Annotated in this window: 14 protein-coding genes; 7 read left to right on the top strand and 7 right to left on the bottom strand. The window is 67.5% G+C overall.

From position 1 onward, the window contains the following. The first annotated feature begins 63 nt into the window (after positions 1–63). Genes AC3FKH_RS15560 through AC3FKH_RS15550 form a run of 3 tightly spaced genes read left to right on the top strand, consistent with a single transcriptional unit; the run spans position 64 to position 3,949 of the window. Complete coding sequence (locus AC3FKH_RS15560) at positions 64–1,158, top strand: putative 2-aminoethylphosphonate ABC transporter ATP-binding protein (protein ID WP_488676760.1); 1,095 nt, start codon at positions 64–66, stop codon at positions 1,156–1,158. After that, on the top strand, positions 1,155–2,897 hold the full coding sequence (locus AC3FKH_RS15555) for a putative 2-aminoethylphosphonate ABC transporter permease subunit (RefSeq protein WP_488676759.1): 1,743 nt from the start codon (positions 1,155–1,157) through the stop codon (positions 2,895–2,897). Before AC3FKH_RS15560 ends, AC3FKH_RS15555 begins: the two co-directional genes overlap by 4 nt. 29 nt (positions 2,898–2,926) lie before the next feature. Further along, a complete protein-coding gene (locus tag AC3FKH_RS15550) occupies positions 2,927–3,949 on the top strand; it encodes a putative 2-aminoethylphosphonate ABC transporter substrate-binding protein (protein WP_488676758.1) in 1,023 nt (340 codons plus the stop codon). Between the two features lie 167 nt (positions 3,950–4,116). Here the strand turns inward: AC3FKH_RS15550 and AC3FKH_RS15545 are convergent, their stop codons facing one another. Beyond that, on the bottom strand, positions 4,117–4,437 hold the full coding sequence (locus tag AC3FKH_RS15545) for a PadR family transcriptional regulator (RefSeq protein WP_488676757.1): 321 nt from the start codon (positions 4,435–4,437) through the stop codon (positions 4,117–4,119). A gap of 489 nt (positions 4,438–4,926) precedes the next feature. Here AC3FKH_RS15545 and AC3FKH_RS15540 point away from each other — a divergent pair, with 489 nt between their 5' ends. Next, entirely contained in the window at positions 4,927–5,838 is a 912-nt protein-coding gene (locus AC3FKH_RS15540; protein ID WP_488676756.1) for a DMT family transporter, read from the top strand. A 12-nt stretch (positions 5,839–5,850) separates the two neighbouring features. On the opposite strand, the gene AC3FKH_RS15535 is transcribed toward AC3FKH_RS15540, so the two are convergent. The 5 genes from AC3FKH_RS15535 to AC3FKH_RS15515 form a co-directional block, all read right to left on the bottom strand. Next, positions 5,851–6,102, bottom strand: coding sequence for a hypothetical protein (locus tag AC3FKH_RS15535; protein WP_488676755.1), 252 nt, complete (start codon positions 6,100–6,102; stop codon positions 5,851–5,853). Positions 6,103–6,132: 30 nt separating this feature from the next. Further along, positions 6,133–6,573 (bottom strand): ferric iron uptake transcriptional regulator, encoded by a 441-nt coding sequence (fur, locus tag AC3FKH_RS15530; protein ID WP_488676754.1) that lies wholly within the window; start codon positions 6,571–6,573, stop codon positions 6,133–6,135. Between the two features lie 504 nt (positions 6,574–7,077). Then, positions 7,078–8,070 carry a tripartite tricarboxylate transporter substrate-binding protein gene (locus AC3FKH_RS15525; protein ID WP_488676753.1) on the bottom strand — a complete coding sequence of 331 codons (993 nt, stop codon included), beginning with the start codon at positions 8,068–8,070 and terminating at the stop codon, positions 7,078–7,080. A gap of 14 nt (positions 8,071–8,084) precedes the next feature. After that, positions 8,085–9,584: a M81 family metallopeptidase gene (locus AC3FKH_RS15520; protein ID WP_488676752.1), complete on the bottom strand. Its 1,500-nt coding sequence runs from the start codon at positions 9,582–9,584 to the stop codon at positions 8,085–8,087. 34 nt (positions 9,585–9,618) lie between these two features. Then, positions 9,619–10,614 carry a Bug family tripartite tricarboxylate transporter substrate binding protein gene (locus AC3FKH_RS15515; RefSeq protein WP_488676751.1) on the bottom strand — a complete coding sequence of 332 codons (996 nt, stop codon included), beginning with the start codon at positions 10,612–10,614 and terminating at the stop codon, positions 9,619–9,621. 147 nt (positions 10,615–10,761) lie between these two features. Between AC3FKH_RS15515 and AC3FKH_RS15510 the strand changes: the two genes are divergently transcribed. Both AC3FKH_RS15510 and AC3FKH_RS15505 read left to right on the top strand, forming a co-directional pair. Then, positions 10,762–11,790, top strand: coding sequence for a LysR family transcriptional regulator (locus AC3FKH_RS15510; RefSeq protein WP_488676750.1), 1,029 nt, complete (start codon positions 10,762–10,764; stop codon positions 11,788–11,790). Positions 11,791–12,017: 227 nt separating this feature from the next. Beyond that, complete coding sequence (locus AC3FKH_RS15505; protein WP_488676749.1) at positions 12,018–13,571, top strand: serine hydrolase; 1,554 nt, start codon at positions 12,018–12,020, stop codon at positions 13,569–13,571. A 22-nt stretch (positions 13,572–13,593) separates the two neighbouring features. Here AC3FKH_RS15505 and AC3FKH_RS15500 read toward each other — a convergent pair whose 3' ends face one another. Beyond that, a complete protein-coding gene (locus AC3FKH_RS15500) occupies positions 13,594–13,875 on the bottom strand; it encodes a hypothetical protein (protein WP_488676807.1) in 282 nt (93 codons plus the stop codon). A gap of 434 nt (positions 13,876–14,309) precedes the next feature. Between AC3FKH_RS15500 and AC3FKH_RS15495 the strand changes: the two genes are divergently transcribed. Next, the gene (locus tag AC3FKH_RS15495) at positions 14,310–15,623 is read left to right on the top strand and encodes an MFS family transporter (protein ID WP_488676748.1); all 1,314 of its coding nucleotides are present in this window, start codon (positions 14,310–14,312) and stop codon (positions 15,621–15,623) included. The last annotated feature ends 55 nt before the right edge of the window (positions 15,624–15,678 follow it).

Genomic DNA, 15,678 nt, shown 5'->3' with positions numbered 1-15,678 from the left:
CACGCCTGGCATATCGCCTGCCTATGCTGGCGTCCGTTCAGATGGATTCGCGGAGATGGCGTGATGCAGGCAGGCAAGCCCGGGGAGGGCCGGGTGTTCCTGGCGGTGGAAGGGATCAGCAAGCGCTTTGGCGCGTTTGCTGCGCTGGATGGCGTTTCGCTGTCTGTCGGGCAGGGTGAACTGCTGTGCCTGCTGGGCCCCTCTGGCTGTGGCAAGAGCACGCTGCTGCGCATCATCGCCGGTCTGGAGCGCCAGGATGCGGGGCGGGTCCACGCGGGTGGGCGGGAGCTGACCAGTTTGCCGCCGCAAGCGCGCGACTACGGCATCCTGTTCCAGTCCTACGCGCTGTTTCCCAACCTGACGGTGGCCGAGAACGTGGCCTATGGCCTGCATGGCCGCGGCATGGGCCGCGCGCACCGCGACGCGCGCGTTGCGGAAATGCTCGACCTGATCGGGCTGCCCGGCAGTGAACACAAGTACCCCGGCCAGTTGTCCGGCGGCCAGCAGCAGCGCGTGGCGCTGGCCCGCGCGCTGGCGCCCGCGCCGTCGCTGCTGCTGCTCGACGAGCCGATGTCGGCGCTGGATGCGCGCGTGCGCGAGCACCTGCGCACCGAACTGCGCCAGCTACAGCGCCGGCTCAACATCACGACGGTGATGGTCACCCATGACCAGGAAGAGGCCATGGCAATGGCCGACCACATCGCCGTGATGGATGGCGGGCGCATCGTGCAGGCCGGCACGCCCGCGCAAATCTACGAGCAGCCCGCCTCGGCCTTCGTCGCAAACTTTGTCGGGCAGGCCAACTGGCTGCCGGGCCGGCGCGGCGACGCGGGCCGGTTCGTGGTGGGCGATGGCAGCTTCGCCGTCGACCTGGATGTGGCAGCGCCCGACGGCATGCCGGAGTCCGGCCGCGTGTGCTGCCGCCCCGAGGCCGTGCGCCTGAACGCCGCCGACGGCGACGCCAACCGTCTGCTGGCCCGCGTGGTGGACCATACCTTCCTGGGTAGCCGCTATCGCGTCGCGCTGGAGGCCGAGCGCCTGCCCGGCATGATCCTGTTCGCCGATGTGCCGCGCGACGAACGCCACCGGCTGCCCGGCGCGGGCACGCAGAAGTTCTGGATTTCGCTGCCGGCCGCGGCGCTGCGGGTGTTCGCATGAGCCGCGCCGCGCACGATACCGCCGGCATGCCCGCCATCGGCCCGGCGGACGCTGTCGCCGCACCGCGCCATGGCAGGGGGACGGACGCGGCCCATCGCGCGCCATCCGCGATGAAGTGGCTGTGGCTGGCCGGTATAGCCGTGGCGCTGGTGCTGCCGTTGATGGCGCTGTTCCGCCAGGCATGGTTTGACGGCGCGGGGCGCTGGGCGCTGGGTGTGCGCGTGGCCGAACTGCTGGCCAATCCCAATTTCGTGCCACTGCTGGGCCGCAGCGTGGCGGTCGCCCTGGCAACGGTGGCGCTGGTGGTGCCGCTGGCGTTCGGCTTCGCCTTTGCGCTGCAGCGCTCGCGCATTGCCGCGCGTCCGCTGTGGCGCGGCATCGCGCTGCTGCCGCTGTTCGCGCCGTCGCTGCTGCCGGCCATCGCGCTGGTCTACCTGTTCGGCAACCAGGGCATCTTCAAGCACGCTTTTGGCACGGGCGGCATCTATGGCTTCTGGGGCATCCTGCTGGGCGAGGCCTTCTATACCTTTCCGCACGCGCTGATGGTGCTGGTCGCCACGCTGTCGCTGGCCGATGCGCGGCTCTACGAGGCCGCGCGCGCCATGGGCGCCAGCCCGTGGCGCGTCTTCCGCACGGTGACGCTACCCGGCGCGCGCCAGGGCCTGTTCGCCGCGGCGTGCCTGGTGCTGACGCTCGTCATCACGGATTTCGGCGTGCCCAAGGTGGTCGGCGGCGGCTACCCGGTGCTGGCGCTGGAGGCCTACAAGGCCGTGGTCGGGCAGCAGAAGTTCGAGACCGGCGCGCTGATCGGCATGTTGCTGCTGCTGCCGGCGCTGCTGACCTTCGGCGTCGACATGGCCATGCAGCGCCGCCAGCGCGCGCAGATGGGCAGCCGCGCGCAGGTCTATGTGCCGGGGCCGGACCAGGTGCGCGACGCGGTGTGCCTGCTGGTGGTGGCAGCCGCCAGCGCGGCGCTGCTGACGGTGCTGGTGACCGCGGTGGGTGCGTCGCTGGTGAAGCTGTGGCCGTACAACCTGCAGCTCACGCTGGGGCACTACGACTTCGACAATATGGACGGCGGCGGCTGGCTGGCCTATCGCAACAGCCTGAAGCTGTCGCTGCTGACCGCCGTCGCCGGTGCGGCGATCATTTTCCTGGGCGCCTGGCTGACCGAGCGCACGCGCGGGCCGGCGTGGCTGCATGCGGTGCTGCGCGGCGGCTTCCTGCTGCCGATGGCGGTGCCCGGACTGGTGCTGGGCCTGGGCTATGTGTTCTTCTTCAATGCCCCGGACAACCCGCTGCACGCGCTTTACGGGACCATGGCGCTGCTGGTGCTCTGCAACGTCGCGCACTTCTACACCACCGGCCACCTGACCGCGGCCGCCGCGCTGCGCCAGCTCGACACCGAATTCGAAGCCGCCGCCTTGTCGCTGGGCGTCGCGCCGCTGGTGACGTGCTGGCGCGTGACCGTGCCGATCTGCCTGCCGGCCATCCTCGACATCTTCCGCTACCTGTTCGTGTCGTCGATGACCACGGTCTCGGCGGTCATCTTCCTGTACAGCCCCGACACCGTGCTGGCCGCGATCTCCGTGCTGAACATGGATGACGCCGGCGACACCGCGCCGGCCGCCGCCATGTCGACGCTGATCCTGCTGACCGCCATCGTGGCGGCGCTGCTGCTGCACGCCGCCTCGGCCGGCTGGCTGCGCCGCACGCAGGCCTGGCGCCGGACCGCCTGAACCTATCCGCCTACCCCAAAGGAGAAGCTATGTTCCACATCACCCGTACCGCCACGGCCGTGGCAGCGTTTGCGCTGCTTGCCGCCGCCCAGGCCCACGCCGCTACCGTGCTGACGGTGTACACCGCGCTGGAAGCCGACCAGATCGCCGCCTACAAGGCCGCGTTCGAGAAGGCGAACCCGGATATCGAGATCAAGTGGGTCCGTGACTCCACCGGCATCGTCACGGCCAAGCTGCTGGCCGAAAAGGCCGCGCCGCACGCCGACGCCGTGTGGGGCCTGGCGGGCTCCAGCCTGGCCATCCTCGACAAGGAAGGCATGCTGCAGCCGTACGCGCCGAAGAACCTGGGCGCGATTGACGCGCAATACCGCAGCGCGGCCAACCCGCCGGCCTGGGTGGGCATGGACGTGTGGGGCGCCGCCATCTGCTTCAACACCGTCGAGGCGCAGAAGCAGGGTCTGCCGAAGCCGGCTTCATGGGCGGACCTGGCCAAGCCGGTGTACGCGGGCAAGATCGTGATGCCGCATCCCGCTTCGTCGGGCACCGGCTTCCTCGACGTCAGCGCCTGGCTGCAGATGATGGGCGAGAAGAAGGGCTGGGACTATATGGATGCCCTGCACAAGAACATCGGCCTGTACACGCACTCGGGCTCCAAGCCGTGCAAGATGGCCGCGCAAGGCGAGTTCCCGATCGGTATCGCGTTCGAATACCGCGCCATGAAGTCGAAGAAGGAAGGCGCGCCGATCGATATCGTGCTGCCGAGCGAAGGCCTGGGCTGGGACATCGAGGCCACGGCCATCATCAAGGGCACGAAGAACATGGAAGCGGCGCGCAGGCTGGCCGACTTCTCGGCCTCGCGCGAGGCCATGGGCCTGTACGAGAAGAACTTCGCCGTGCTGGCCGTTCCGGGCATTGCCAGGCCGGATGCACTGTTGCCGGCCGATTATGAAAAGCGCCTGATCAAGAATGACTTCGTGTGGGCGAGCGCGAATCGCGATCGCATCCTGGGCGAGTGGAGCAAGCGCTACGAAGGGAAGGCGGAGAAGAAGTAAGCGCCGCAGGCAAGGGCGCGTCGATACGCTGGCCGGGACGATGTCCGGTCAGCGCATCTTTTATGGCGTTGGGGTGGCACGCCCATGCCTGCCCGCGTCGCGCAGAAATGGGTACGCTACGCTCACGCGGACAGGCCGGGACGTTGCGCGGCAAGCGCGCGGAAGATTCAGGCTTGTGTCGGAGCCGTGGTTTCCGTATCCGGCGCGTGCAGGCGACGGTACAGGTCGTCGATGCGCTCGCGGCTGGACCGCAATTCTTCACGGCCCAGCTCGGTGAGCAGATAGACGCGGCCGATGCCGTCGCGCAATACGCTCTGCAGGTAGCCTTCCATCTGCAAGGCACGCAACAGCGGCCTCACGCTGCCGATATCGACCTGGAAGCCATATTCCATCAACATTTCTGCGAGCATGGCCACGGTCGCTGGGACTTCCATGGCGAACTGCAGGACGTAAACACGGGCGAGCAAGCCCAGGAACTGTCGTTTCATGTCGCAGGCAACGCGGAACGGTGAAGGCCGGTTGACGCAAGTTATGCAATGTGGAGCATGCGCGACCGGCGGGATCGCCGTGGCAACTTGCAGGCATGCCGGTAAATACCAAGCTTGCGCCTGGTTGCGGCAAAAAAGAAGCCGCCAGGTTCCTGGCGGCTTGTCGGGAATGCGTCGGAGGGGTCAATTAACTCTGGCGCAGACCAGATTTTAGTTTGATCGAAGTCCCGTTGTCACGCGCCTGTCGCATATCCCCCTCTATGGAGGGGTGCCGCTGAAAGCTCCTTGCAAGGTCACGTCGCAGGGGTGCTAATGGATCGGCCGATTTCCTCGCAAAAACGAAAGAAACTGCCGCTTTCCACGATGATTTATGCGTATTTTGCGAGATGCACCGGTTTCGCCGCCCCAAATGAACGCGTCCGAAAACGGCTTGCGGCTGAACCGGGCATGAGCGTTTAATTCGCCATGCCGATGTCCAGACGCCAGACCATGAAACCCGTCGATCTTGTCCGCCTGCTCGCCCTGGCCGCTCTCTGGGGCGCCAGCTTCCTGTTTATCCGTATCGGGGCGCCCGTGCTGGGGCCGTTGACAGCTGCCTTCGTGCGGGTGCTGATTGGCGCGGTCACGCTCGCCGCCTGCCTGCCCTTGCTCGGCTTGCGCTGGGACATGCGCGGCAAATGGCCGGCCGTGCTCACGCTGGGCGTGGTGAATTCCGGTATTCCGTTCGCCATGTATGCCATTGCCGCGCTGTGGCTGCCGGCGGGATACTCCGCCGTGTTCAACGCCATGACGCCGCTGATGGGTGTGCTGATCGGCACCCTGTTTTTCGCCGAGCGCCTGACGCGCGCCAAGGCGGCCGGCGTGATGCTTGGCATTGCGGGCGTGGCCGTGCTCACGCGCACCGGGCCCGTGGCGTTTTCGGTGGATGTGCTGCTTGGCGCGCTGGCGTGCCTGGTGGCGACGGCTTGCTACGGGTTGGCCGGCTTTCTGACGCGGCGCTGGATCACCGAACGCGGCGGGCTGGACAGCCGCCTGATCGCCGCCGGCAGCCTGGTCGGGGCTACGCTGTTCCTGCTGCCGTTCAGCATTGGCTCGCTGGCGCAGCACAATACGCTGCCCGATGCGGGCGCCGGGGTGTGGGGCGCCATGTTCGGGCTCGGCGTGGTCTGCACCGCGCTGGCCTATATCCTCTATTACCGGTTGATTGCCGATCTGGGCCCGGTGCGCTCGCTGACGGTCACGTTCCTGATTCCGCCGTTCGGCATTGTCTGGGGCGCGCTGTTCCTCAACGAGTCGCTGTCCTGGGCGCACCTGGCCGGTGGCGCGCTGATCGGCGGCGCTGTGTGGATGGTGCTGCGCCCGACCCGGCCGCTACCGCAACCCAAGCCCGCGCGCGGCTGAAGAGGCAGAGATTCAGGTGCTGGCGACGACGTTGTAGCGCTCGCGCACCAGCATCACCACACGCCGCGCCTGGCGCAGGTTGCGCACGGCATCGGCTTCGGTGCGCTCGGGAAAATCCACTTCGGCGCTCCAGTTGCAGCCGGTATGGTCCGGCCGGTGCACGCACAGTGCGCGCAGCTGGCAGTCCTGGCAGCCCGGCTCCTGGCGCAGGCAGACGTTGATCAGGCGCTTCAGTTCGGACAGGGGCTTGAGCAGTCGCTCCATGATCGGCTCCGCGAGGTCGCGCCGCGCCTGTCAGCCGGCTGGCGTTTCCGCCCGGCATTCGGGGCAGATGCCGTACAGGACCAGCATGTGCTCGCGCAGCGCGAAGTCGTTGTCGGCCGCGACCTGGCGCTGGCGCTGCTCGATCCTCTCGTCCCGGAATTCCTCGACGCGTCCGCAGTTCACGCAGATCAGGTGATCGTGGTGGCCGCCTTCGTTGAGCTCGAACACCGCGTGGTCCGACTCGAAGCTGTGGCGCAGCAGAATGTCGGCCTGCACCAGCTGGTTGAGCACGCGGTACACGGTCGAGAGCCCGGCGTCGTCGTCCTGCGCGAGCAGGATGCGGTAGACATCTTCGGCGCTCAGGTGGCGCCGCTCGCAGGTACGGAACACCTCCAGGACGCGCATGCGGGGCGACGTCGCCTTGAGGCCGGCGCGCTTGAGGTGGGCAGGATCGGACATCACGGTTGGCATGGCATGCGGCTGCGGGCGCCGTCCGTGGACGGCGTCGGGAAAACGGCTGAAATGGCGGGAAGACGTCCGGAACGCCCTTGCGGTGCGTCCCGGACGTGGCGCCGTGCGGTACGGCGCGCGGAATAAAAAGGCGGCCTGGCTTGCCGACGGATGACGCGGTCGGGAAAGCGGGGTCTGGTTGCTTTCCCGACCATCCGGCGACTGGCTACTGCCAAACGCTCCGCGTTACGGAGCGGTCCCCACAAAAGTCGGTAACAGGATGCCGCCTGCTGGCGACGATCCGGAAATTCTTTCCGGCAGTCCGGCTGGTTCGCCGCGTACCGCGACGGCGCCAGGCTGGCCGGCTTGTCTGGTTTGCGTTGCCGCTGCGTCAGACAGTGATGTCATAGTAAATGGGAATCGATCTCATTACAAGACGTATTTTGAAGTTTTTTGTCCGGGTGCGAGGCGGCCTGCAGCGTGGTATCCGCTTCAAGGGGGGAGTAGTCACCTCCCCTCCCGCCATCAATCGCTGGCCGTGAAGCCCGACGCCTCGACCACGGGCTTCCACTGCGCACGCTGGTCGCGGATCATCTTGCGCAGCGTGGCGCCCGATTGACCGTTCACCTCCATGCCCAGGGCCGCCATCTTTTCGCGGACATCCGTCGACCGGGTCGCGTCGAGCAAGGCCTTTTCGAGCTGCGCTACAGTCGCCGGCGGCGTGCCCGCCGGGACGAAGGCCGAGTACCAGCCCGATGCCAATTCAAAGCCCGGTGCGCCGGCTTCGGCAAGCGTCGGCACATCGGGCAGCAATGACGTTCGCTTCGTGCCGGTGACGCCAAGGAAGCGAATCTTGCCGGCGCGGTACAGCTCCATCTGGCCGCCAACGGCATCGATACCAAGCGGCAGCGTCCCGCCGATCTCATCGGTCAGCATCATCACCGCGCCACGGTAAGCGGTCGGCAACAGCGGCACGCCGATTTCCTTGCTCAGCGTCAGCACACCGAAGTGGATGGTGCCGCCAAGCGTGACCAGCCCGACACCGCCCTTGGCCGGCTGGCGCTTCACCCACGCCAGGTATTCCTGCATGGTGCGATAGGGCTGGCCCGCCCCCGTCGACGCAACCAGCGGCACGTCCGCCAGATATGCGACCGGCACAAGGTCCTTGTCGGGATCGTAAGGCAGTTGCTTGTAGGTCAGCGGAAAAATGGTGAACGGCGGAGCGGGCGAGATCAGCACGGTCTTTCCATCCGGGTGCGCGCGCTTGACCGTGTCCAGCGCCAGCCGCGCCGAAGCTCCCGGGCGGTTCTCGACCAGCACCGGCGTGTTCAGCGATACGCGCAGCTTCTCCGCCAGCGTGCGCGCGAAGATATCGAGCGCACCGCCGGCCGCGAAGCCGACTACGATGCGCGTGGGGGTTTCGCTGCCCGCGGCCGCGGCCGCATTGGGTACGGCGCTGACGCCGAGGGCCAGGCTCAAAGCAGCCGCGAGGCGCTTCAGGACGATTCGGAACGGCATATTGGCTCCTTTGCTCAGGCGGCCTGCAGCGTGGTATCCGCTTCGAGCGGATAGATCGGGCGCCGCAGATTGCGGAACGGGAACAGGCTGTAGTCGGAGCTGCAGACGCCGGGGCCTGCTACCAGCACGATGTCCTTCGCAATCGGCTCGAAGCCCGCGCGGAAATGCTGGCGCGACTTGATCAGCACGTACTTGCGGCGCGACAGGTCGATGCCCGCGTGCGTGAACACGCCCGTATCGAACGGCTCCTGCGGCTTCTCGCATACCACCACGAGCGTGCCGTCCACGTCCAGCACGACGGTGCGGCCCAGGCTCAGCTTCATGCCCGTGAACATCGGGCCGGTCACCTGGTAGTTGCCGTCGGTGATGCACTGGACCCGGCCCGTCAGCGCCAGCGGGCGGCCCTTCAGGCCCAGCGCCGGCATATCGGTCTTGCCGCCGACATCGAGCGTCACGGTGCTGCCGACGCCCGCATCGATCAGCTGCGCGACCGCGGCCGGGTCCCAGAACGGCCCGGCCACCACGCCCTCCAGTCCTTGCCGCAGCACTTCGGCCAGCACCGTCATCTCGTCGGTCGGGCCACCGGCGCCGCAGTTGTCGCCGTGGTCGACCAGGATCACCGGCCCTGCCTCGGCGTTGCGCGCCCGCGCAATCGAGGCCTCCATCGGCTCGATCGGAAACACGAAATCGGCGCGGCGCTCCCAGGCCATGCCGCACAGATCGTCGAGCAGCCGGCGGCCTGCCTCGGCGCGGTCGGCATCGGCGACGATCACGACCGTCAGCCCGGTATGCGCAATGTCGGCCAGCGGGAAGCCCCCGAACACCGATGCGTTCAGCACTTCGCCATCGCGCTCGGCGACCATGGCGCGGTCCATGATGTCCTTCATCGGCTGTTCGCGCGGGGTCTGGCGCAGCATGTGCGTGAGCATCGGCAGCGTGCGCCACAGCATCACCGGGCGGGCCTCGCCGCGCAGCGCGGCCATCAGCGTGCGCGCGGCGCGGGCGCCGGTCTCGTAGACGTCGACGTGCGGATAAGTGCAGTAGCCCGCGATGACGGTGGCATTGTCGATCAGCGCCGCGCTGAAGTTCGCGTGGAAGTCGAGCGAGACGGCAATCGGCACATCGGGCGCCACGGCACGGATGCGCGCCAGCAGTTCGCCTTCGGCATCGGGATAGCCCTCCGCCACCATCGCGCCGTGCAGGTCGAGCATGACCGCATCGCAGCCTTCACGCACCGCCGCGACAATGGTTGCCGCCATCGACTCGAACGCGTCGGCCGTGACCACCCCGCTGGGCACCGCGTTGGCCATCAGCGGCATCACGAACGTGTCGCCCTGGCGTTCGACCAGATCCATGAAGGCCGCCGCGGCGCTGTTGGTGCCGCGGCAAGCGCGCACGGCGTCATCGCCGTGCAGGGGGCCATCGGTGCTGCCGCGATTGAAGGCGTGCAGCGGTGTCGCGATCGGCGAGAAGGTATTGGTTTCATGCCGCATCAGGGCAATGACAAAACGCATGGTATGGACTCCTGTGCGGGGCGTGCCGCGAGAATCAGTTGGCTTCGAGATCGACGTTGCGCGCGATCGCGCCATAGCGCAGCGTCTCCGCGTGCAGGAAGCGGCGGCTTTCCGCCGGGGGCGTCAGCACGGACTCGTACGCAAGCGTCTGCAGCCGCGCCTGGAAGTCAGGCTCCTGAACGCTGGCCATCACTTCCTTGTAAAGACGGTCGATGGTCTCGGGCGGCGTGCCCGCCTTGACGACGAGCGACAGGTTGGCGCCGATCAGCAGGCCGTCCTTGCTGTCGGACTTCTGCAACGCCAGGTTCGGGAACTGCGCCACGGGCTTGCCCTGCAACGCGGCCAGCGGCCTGGCCTTGCCGTCGCTGACATAGTTGACGGACGAGCCGATCACGTCGACATGCGCATAGGTCTGGCCCCCGATCAGGTCCGCCATGGCCGGCGGCGAGCCACGGTAAGGCACGATGGTGAAGTCCAGCCCGTTGCGGCGCTTCCAGTCCGCCAACGCGAGATGCGCGGCGCCGCCAACGGTGTTGATGCTGATCGACACCTTGCCCGGATGCTGGCGGATATACGTCGTCAGCTCGGCCAGGTTCGTCTCCTTGCGGTCCGTGCGCGTGATGATCCAGTGCGGCACCGTAGTCAGGACGGTGACCGGCGTGAAATCGCTGTCCGGGCGGTAGCGCAAGCCCTTGATCGTGTGCGGATTGATATTGAGCGTGCCGTCGCTCGCGAGCAGCAGCGTATTGCCGTCGGCCTTTTCCTTGAGCACGGACAGCGCGCCCGGCACCGTGGCGCCGCCCGCGATGTTCTCCACCACCACGGGCTGGCCGAGGCGCGTTTCGAGCTTGCGTGCCAGCGTGCGGCCGACGATGTCGTAGGAACCACCGGCCGGGAACGGCACCACCAGGCGCAAGGGCCGGTCGGGCCACGCTGCGCCGGCGGCAGCACCGGCATACGTCATCGCCACCAGGGCCGTGCCGGCGAAAGCACCACGAAGCACGGCGGAAAATCGGGTTGTACGGGTCATCGGTCTCCTTCCGAGGTCTGGGTGCCTCGTCTTGAACGTTTCGGACCCGGCCGACTATAGGGCAACTCGACTTGCACAAAAAGCGAATTAAAATGTCGCCAAGTTGAGTAAATGGTTAACTTCCAATCAAGCCGCGATATGCCGTCCATGCCTTCCGCCGATCCGCTCGAATCCGCCAGTTTCCCGCTTGGCCGCCTGAAGCTGCGCCACCTGCGCGTCATCGTGGCATTGGGCGAGATGCAGACAGCGGCGGCAGTTGCCACGCGCTTCCATGTCAGTCCGGCTGCCGTGTCGAAAACGCTCGCGGAGATCGAGGACATCGTCGGCATGGCACTGTTCGCGCGCGGGCGCCGAGGGCTTGAACTGACGGAGCCGGGACGCGAAATGGCGGCCCATGCGCAGGTGCTGCTGGCGCAGCTCGAACGCCTGGCGGAGTCCATGCAGGCGGTGCGCGCGGGCAATCAGGGCGAACTGCGGCTGGCGTTCCGGACCATGTCGGTGCAACCGTTCCTGGCGCAGGCCATGAGCGACTTCTACCGCGACAACCCGCGCGTGGAGATCAGCGTGATCGAAGGCGGCATCGGCGAACTGGCCGAGCAATTGCTGCACGGCTCGCTGGACCTGCTGTTCGCGTACGGCGATCCGCGCCTGTCGCAGCCCGCGCTGCGCAGCACGCCTGTGGTGCCGGCGCAGAAGGTGGTCGTCGTCGCCAGCCCGGACCACCCGCTGCTGGCGCGCCGCAAGCTCACGGCGCAGGCCTTGTCCGGGCAGCAATGGTGCATCCCCGCCACGGGCTCGCGCATGCTTCATTTGCTGCAGATGGCCTTTCACGCGCTTGGCGCACCCGCGCCTTCACGCGGCATCCGCACCAGCGATGTCGCGGCCACGGCGAGCCTGATGCAGACCGGGCACTACCTGTCGGTATTTCCGGAGCGCATCGCGGCGCAACTGACATCGGCCAAGGTGGCGCGGGTGCTGCGTTTCGAACTGGATGCCCGCGTCGAGCCGGTGGTGGCCGTCTGGAATGGCGAAATCACGTCACGCACGGCCGCGCAGCGCTTTCGCGAATTCGTGCTGCAGCGGGCCACGCAGGATGCCGTGAGGGATGCGAAGCCGCTGCTGGCGGCTCGCGCGGTCGCGGCGGCGGGACTGGTGCCGCGCCACCGCAAAGAATGAGCGGGGTACCGCGCAGCGCCATTCCGCGAACCGTCCGCGAGCAGCGGCGCGCGAAGCCGTAAGTGCGCTGTCGCACCGATGCGCGTCTGCGGCCCGGCGCCGCAGTCCAGTTCCCTCCCTGCCCCGACGCGTTGATGCGGCGCACCGCACTCACCGCCAACGCCCCATCGCCTACAGTACTTCCTATCTGCCGGCGCATGCAGCGCCTGCCCGCCAGGAGAGCCGCCGTGGCCGAACAACAAGACCGTCGCCGTTTCCTGGGAGCCGCGCTGAGCGGCCTGCTCGCGCCCGCCCTGCCCGCCTGTGGCGGCCATGACGACACCGACCCGCCGCCGCAGCCCGGCCCGGTGCCCGAAGCGCAGATCACCCAGGCCATCGCCCAGGTCGATACGCTGGCCGCCAACCTGATGGCCAGTTCCGGGGTGCCCGGCATGGCCGTCGCCGTGGTGCGCGGCAACCAGACCGTCTACGCCAGGGGCTTCGGCCGCCGGCTGGTGAGCGACCCCGCGCCGGTCGACGCCGATACCGTGTTCCAGCTGGCCTCGGTGTCCAAGCCGATCGGCGCCACCGTGGTGGCGCGGCAGGTCGGGCGCGGCAGCATCCGCTGGGACACGCCCGTCATCCAGCAATTGCCCTGGTTCGCGCTGTCGGAGGCCGACACCACGCAAGCCGTCACCGTTGGCGATTTCTATGCGCATCGATCCGGGCTGCCCGACCATGCCGGCGACCGGCTCGAAGACATGGGCTACGATCGCCGCGAGGTGCTCACGCGCCTGCGCTTTTTGCCGCTGAACCCGCTGCGCGCGGTCTACGCGTACACCAACTTCGGCATGACCGCCGCGGCCGAAGCGGTGGCGACCGCGGCCGGCGTCGACTGGGCCACGCTGTCGGAACAGGCCATCTACCAGCCGCTGGGCATGACCCGCACCAGTTCGCGCTATGCCGACTTTGCCGCGCGCGACAACCGGGCGCTGGGCCACGTGAAAGTCAACGACAGCTGGGTGCAAGGCATGGGCACCATGCCGGATGCGCAATCGCCCGCGGGCGGGGTCAGTTCCTCGGTCAACGACATGGCGAAATGGCTCGCCATGCTGCTGGCCAAAGGCAACTATGCCGGCCAGAACATCGTCGATGCCGCGGCCCTGGCGCCCGCGCTGGACCAGCAGATGCAAAGCACGCCGCCCGCCAATGGCCGCCCGGCGGGCTACTACGGCTACGGCTTCAACATCGGCACGACGGAGCTGGGCCTGACCTCCTACAGCCATTCGGGCGCCTTTGCGGTCGGTGCGGCGACCAGCTTCACCGCGCTGCCGGCGCTGAAGCTGGCCATCGTCACGCTGACCAACGGGTACCCGATCGGCATCCCGGAAACGCTCAACGCGCAGTTCCTGGACCTGGTCCAGTACGGCGCCTTCCGCCGCGACTGGGGCGAGATCTTCGGCAATGGCCTGGCACCGCTGTTGCGGCCCGAGGGCCAGCTGGTGGGACAGCCGCCGCCAGCCAACCCCTTGCCGGCGCGCGCGCTGTCGGCCTATACCGGCACCTATCGCAACGACTACTACGGGCCGCTGCAGGTCGCCGAGCAAGGCGGCGCGCTGGTGATGACGCTCGGTGCCAGGCCGCTGGTGTTGCCGCTGACGCACTGGGACGGCGATGTCTTCACCTTCACGCTCCACAACGAGAACGCGACCCCGGGCACGATCTCGCGCGCGGCTTTTGCCAGCGACCGGGTGTGGCTGGAGTACTACGACCACGAGGGGCTCGGGAACTTTATCCGCTGAGTGGCGGCAGCCTTCCCGGCTGCTATTCGCAGTGTTCGCGCGCCAGGGACTCGCGCGTATAGCCATGCCGCACGCGCAACTGATGCTCGACCGCATCGGCCTGGTCCAGGCACGCGAACATGACGTCGTCCCTGGCGCGCTGCGACACGCCTTTGAGCCGCGGGGCCTCGTAGGCAATGCGGCGCGCGCGGCAGCGCAGGAACAGCAGCGTCTCGGTGCTGGCGGACGCCAGTTGCTCCTTGTCGATGCGCCTGCATTCGACCAGGTCCTGGGCCCACGATGGCTCGCTCGCCACGAGCAGCATCAGGCACAGCCATCTGCGCAAGGAAGGGGACATCGGCATGGAAGTGGGGACGCTCAGGCTCATCATTGTCCACCGTCACGCGTGTTTCAAGCGGTCCGGCATGTTGGGGCAGAGACGCACCAGCGAGACAGTGTGTCCAAGGTACGGGACAATCCGCCGCCAGCCCCGTCGCCACGTAACAAATGTTGCAGCGCAATAGACTGCTGCACCATGCCGGGGTGTGCAGCGGTCCCTGATCGCGGTAGGCTGTCATCCATCAACGCGCCGCAGTGTGCGTGGATTCACGCCAGCCAGCACGGGCAGACGCCCATCCTCCCCTCGCCGCCCCACTCCGGAACCTGGCGGCGTTCCAATGGCGCGAGCCAGCCTGCGGCCCTGCTGATCGCGGCCCGCGCCCCCCGTGCATCGCCGCTCCCTGATTGCCAAGACAAAAAATGACCGATCTCACAGCCGACTCCAACCAGGCCGCCGCGCCTACGCCCGAAGAGGTGCGCAAACGCGTGTTCGCCATCGTTGCCGCCTCGTCAGGCAACCTCGTCGAATGGTTCGACTTCTACGTCTACGCGTTCTGCGCGATTTACTTCGCGCCATCGTTCTTTCCCAAGGCCGATCCCACCGCGCAGCTGCTGAACACCGCGGGCGTGTTCGCGGCCGGCTTCCTGATGCGGCCGATCGGCGGCTGGCTGTTCGGCACCATTGCCGACCGGCATGGGCGCAAGAACTCCATGCTGATCTCGGTGCTGATGATGTGCTTCGGCTCGCTGCTGATTGCCGGCCTGCCGACTTATGCCAGCATCGGCAACTGGGCGCCGGCGCTGCTGCTGCTCGCACGCCTGATCCAGGGCTTGTCGGTTGGCGGCGAGTACGGCACCACGGCCACTTATATGAGCGAGGTGGCGCTGCGCGGACGGCGCGGGTTCTTCTCGTCGTTCCAGTACGTCACGCTGATCGGCGGCCAGTTGCTGGCGGTGCTGGTGGTGGTGATCCTGCAGCAGCTGCTCGATGACGCGGAACTCAAGGCCTGGGGCTGGCGCATTCCGTTCGTGGTCGGCGCGATCACCGCGGTGGTGGCGCTGTTCCTGCGCCGCACGCTGCACGAGACCTCGTCCGCGGCCACGCGCGGCAGCAAGGAAGCCGGCAGCGTCGCGGAGATCTTCCGCAACCACAAGGCCGCCTTCTTCACCGTGCTGGGCTATACCGCCGGCGGCTCGCTGATCTTCTACACCTTCACCACGTATATGCAGAAGTACCTGGTCAACACGGCCGGCATGTCGATCAAGACGGCCAGCTATGTGATGACCGGCTGCCTGTTCCTGTACATGTGCATGCAGCCCGTGTTCGGCGCGTTGTCCGACCGCATCGGCCGCCGCAGCAACATGCTGTTGTTCGGCGCGCTGGGCGCGCTGGCCACGGTGCCGATCCTGACTGCGCTGCGCACCGTGTCGAGCCCGGAACTGGCGTTCGTGCTGATTGCCGTGGCACTGGCCATCGTCAGCTTCTATACGTCGATCAGCGGCATCGTGAAGGCGGAAATGTTCCCGGCCGAAGTGCGGGCGCTTGGCGTCGGCCTGGCCTATGCGATTGCCAACGCGGCGTTTGGCGGCACGGCCGAATACGTGGCGCTGGGACTCAAGTCCGTCGGTCACGAGACCGCGTTCTACTGGTATGTCACCGCCATGATGGTGGTTGCCTTCCTGGTCAGCCTGCGCCTGCCGCGCCAGGCCAGGTACCTCCATCACGAGCACTGAACGCCGTGCCGGCGGCAGGTGTCGCCGGCTGCGCGTGGCACACTACGGGTGCGGA

The organism is Cupriavidus sp. 21MJTG02-4 (assembly GCF_057798975.1).
The sequence above is the reverse complement of the archived record's forward strand: the minus strand, read 5'-3'. Positions and strand labels throughout refer to the sequence as shown.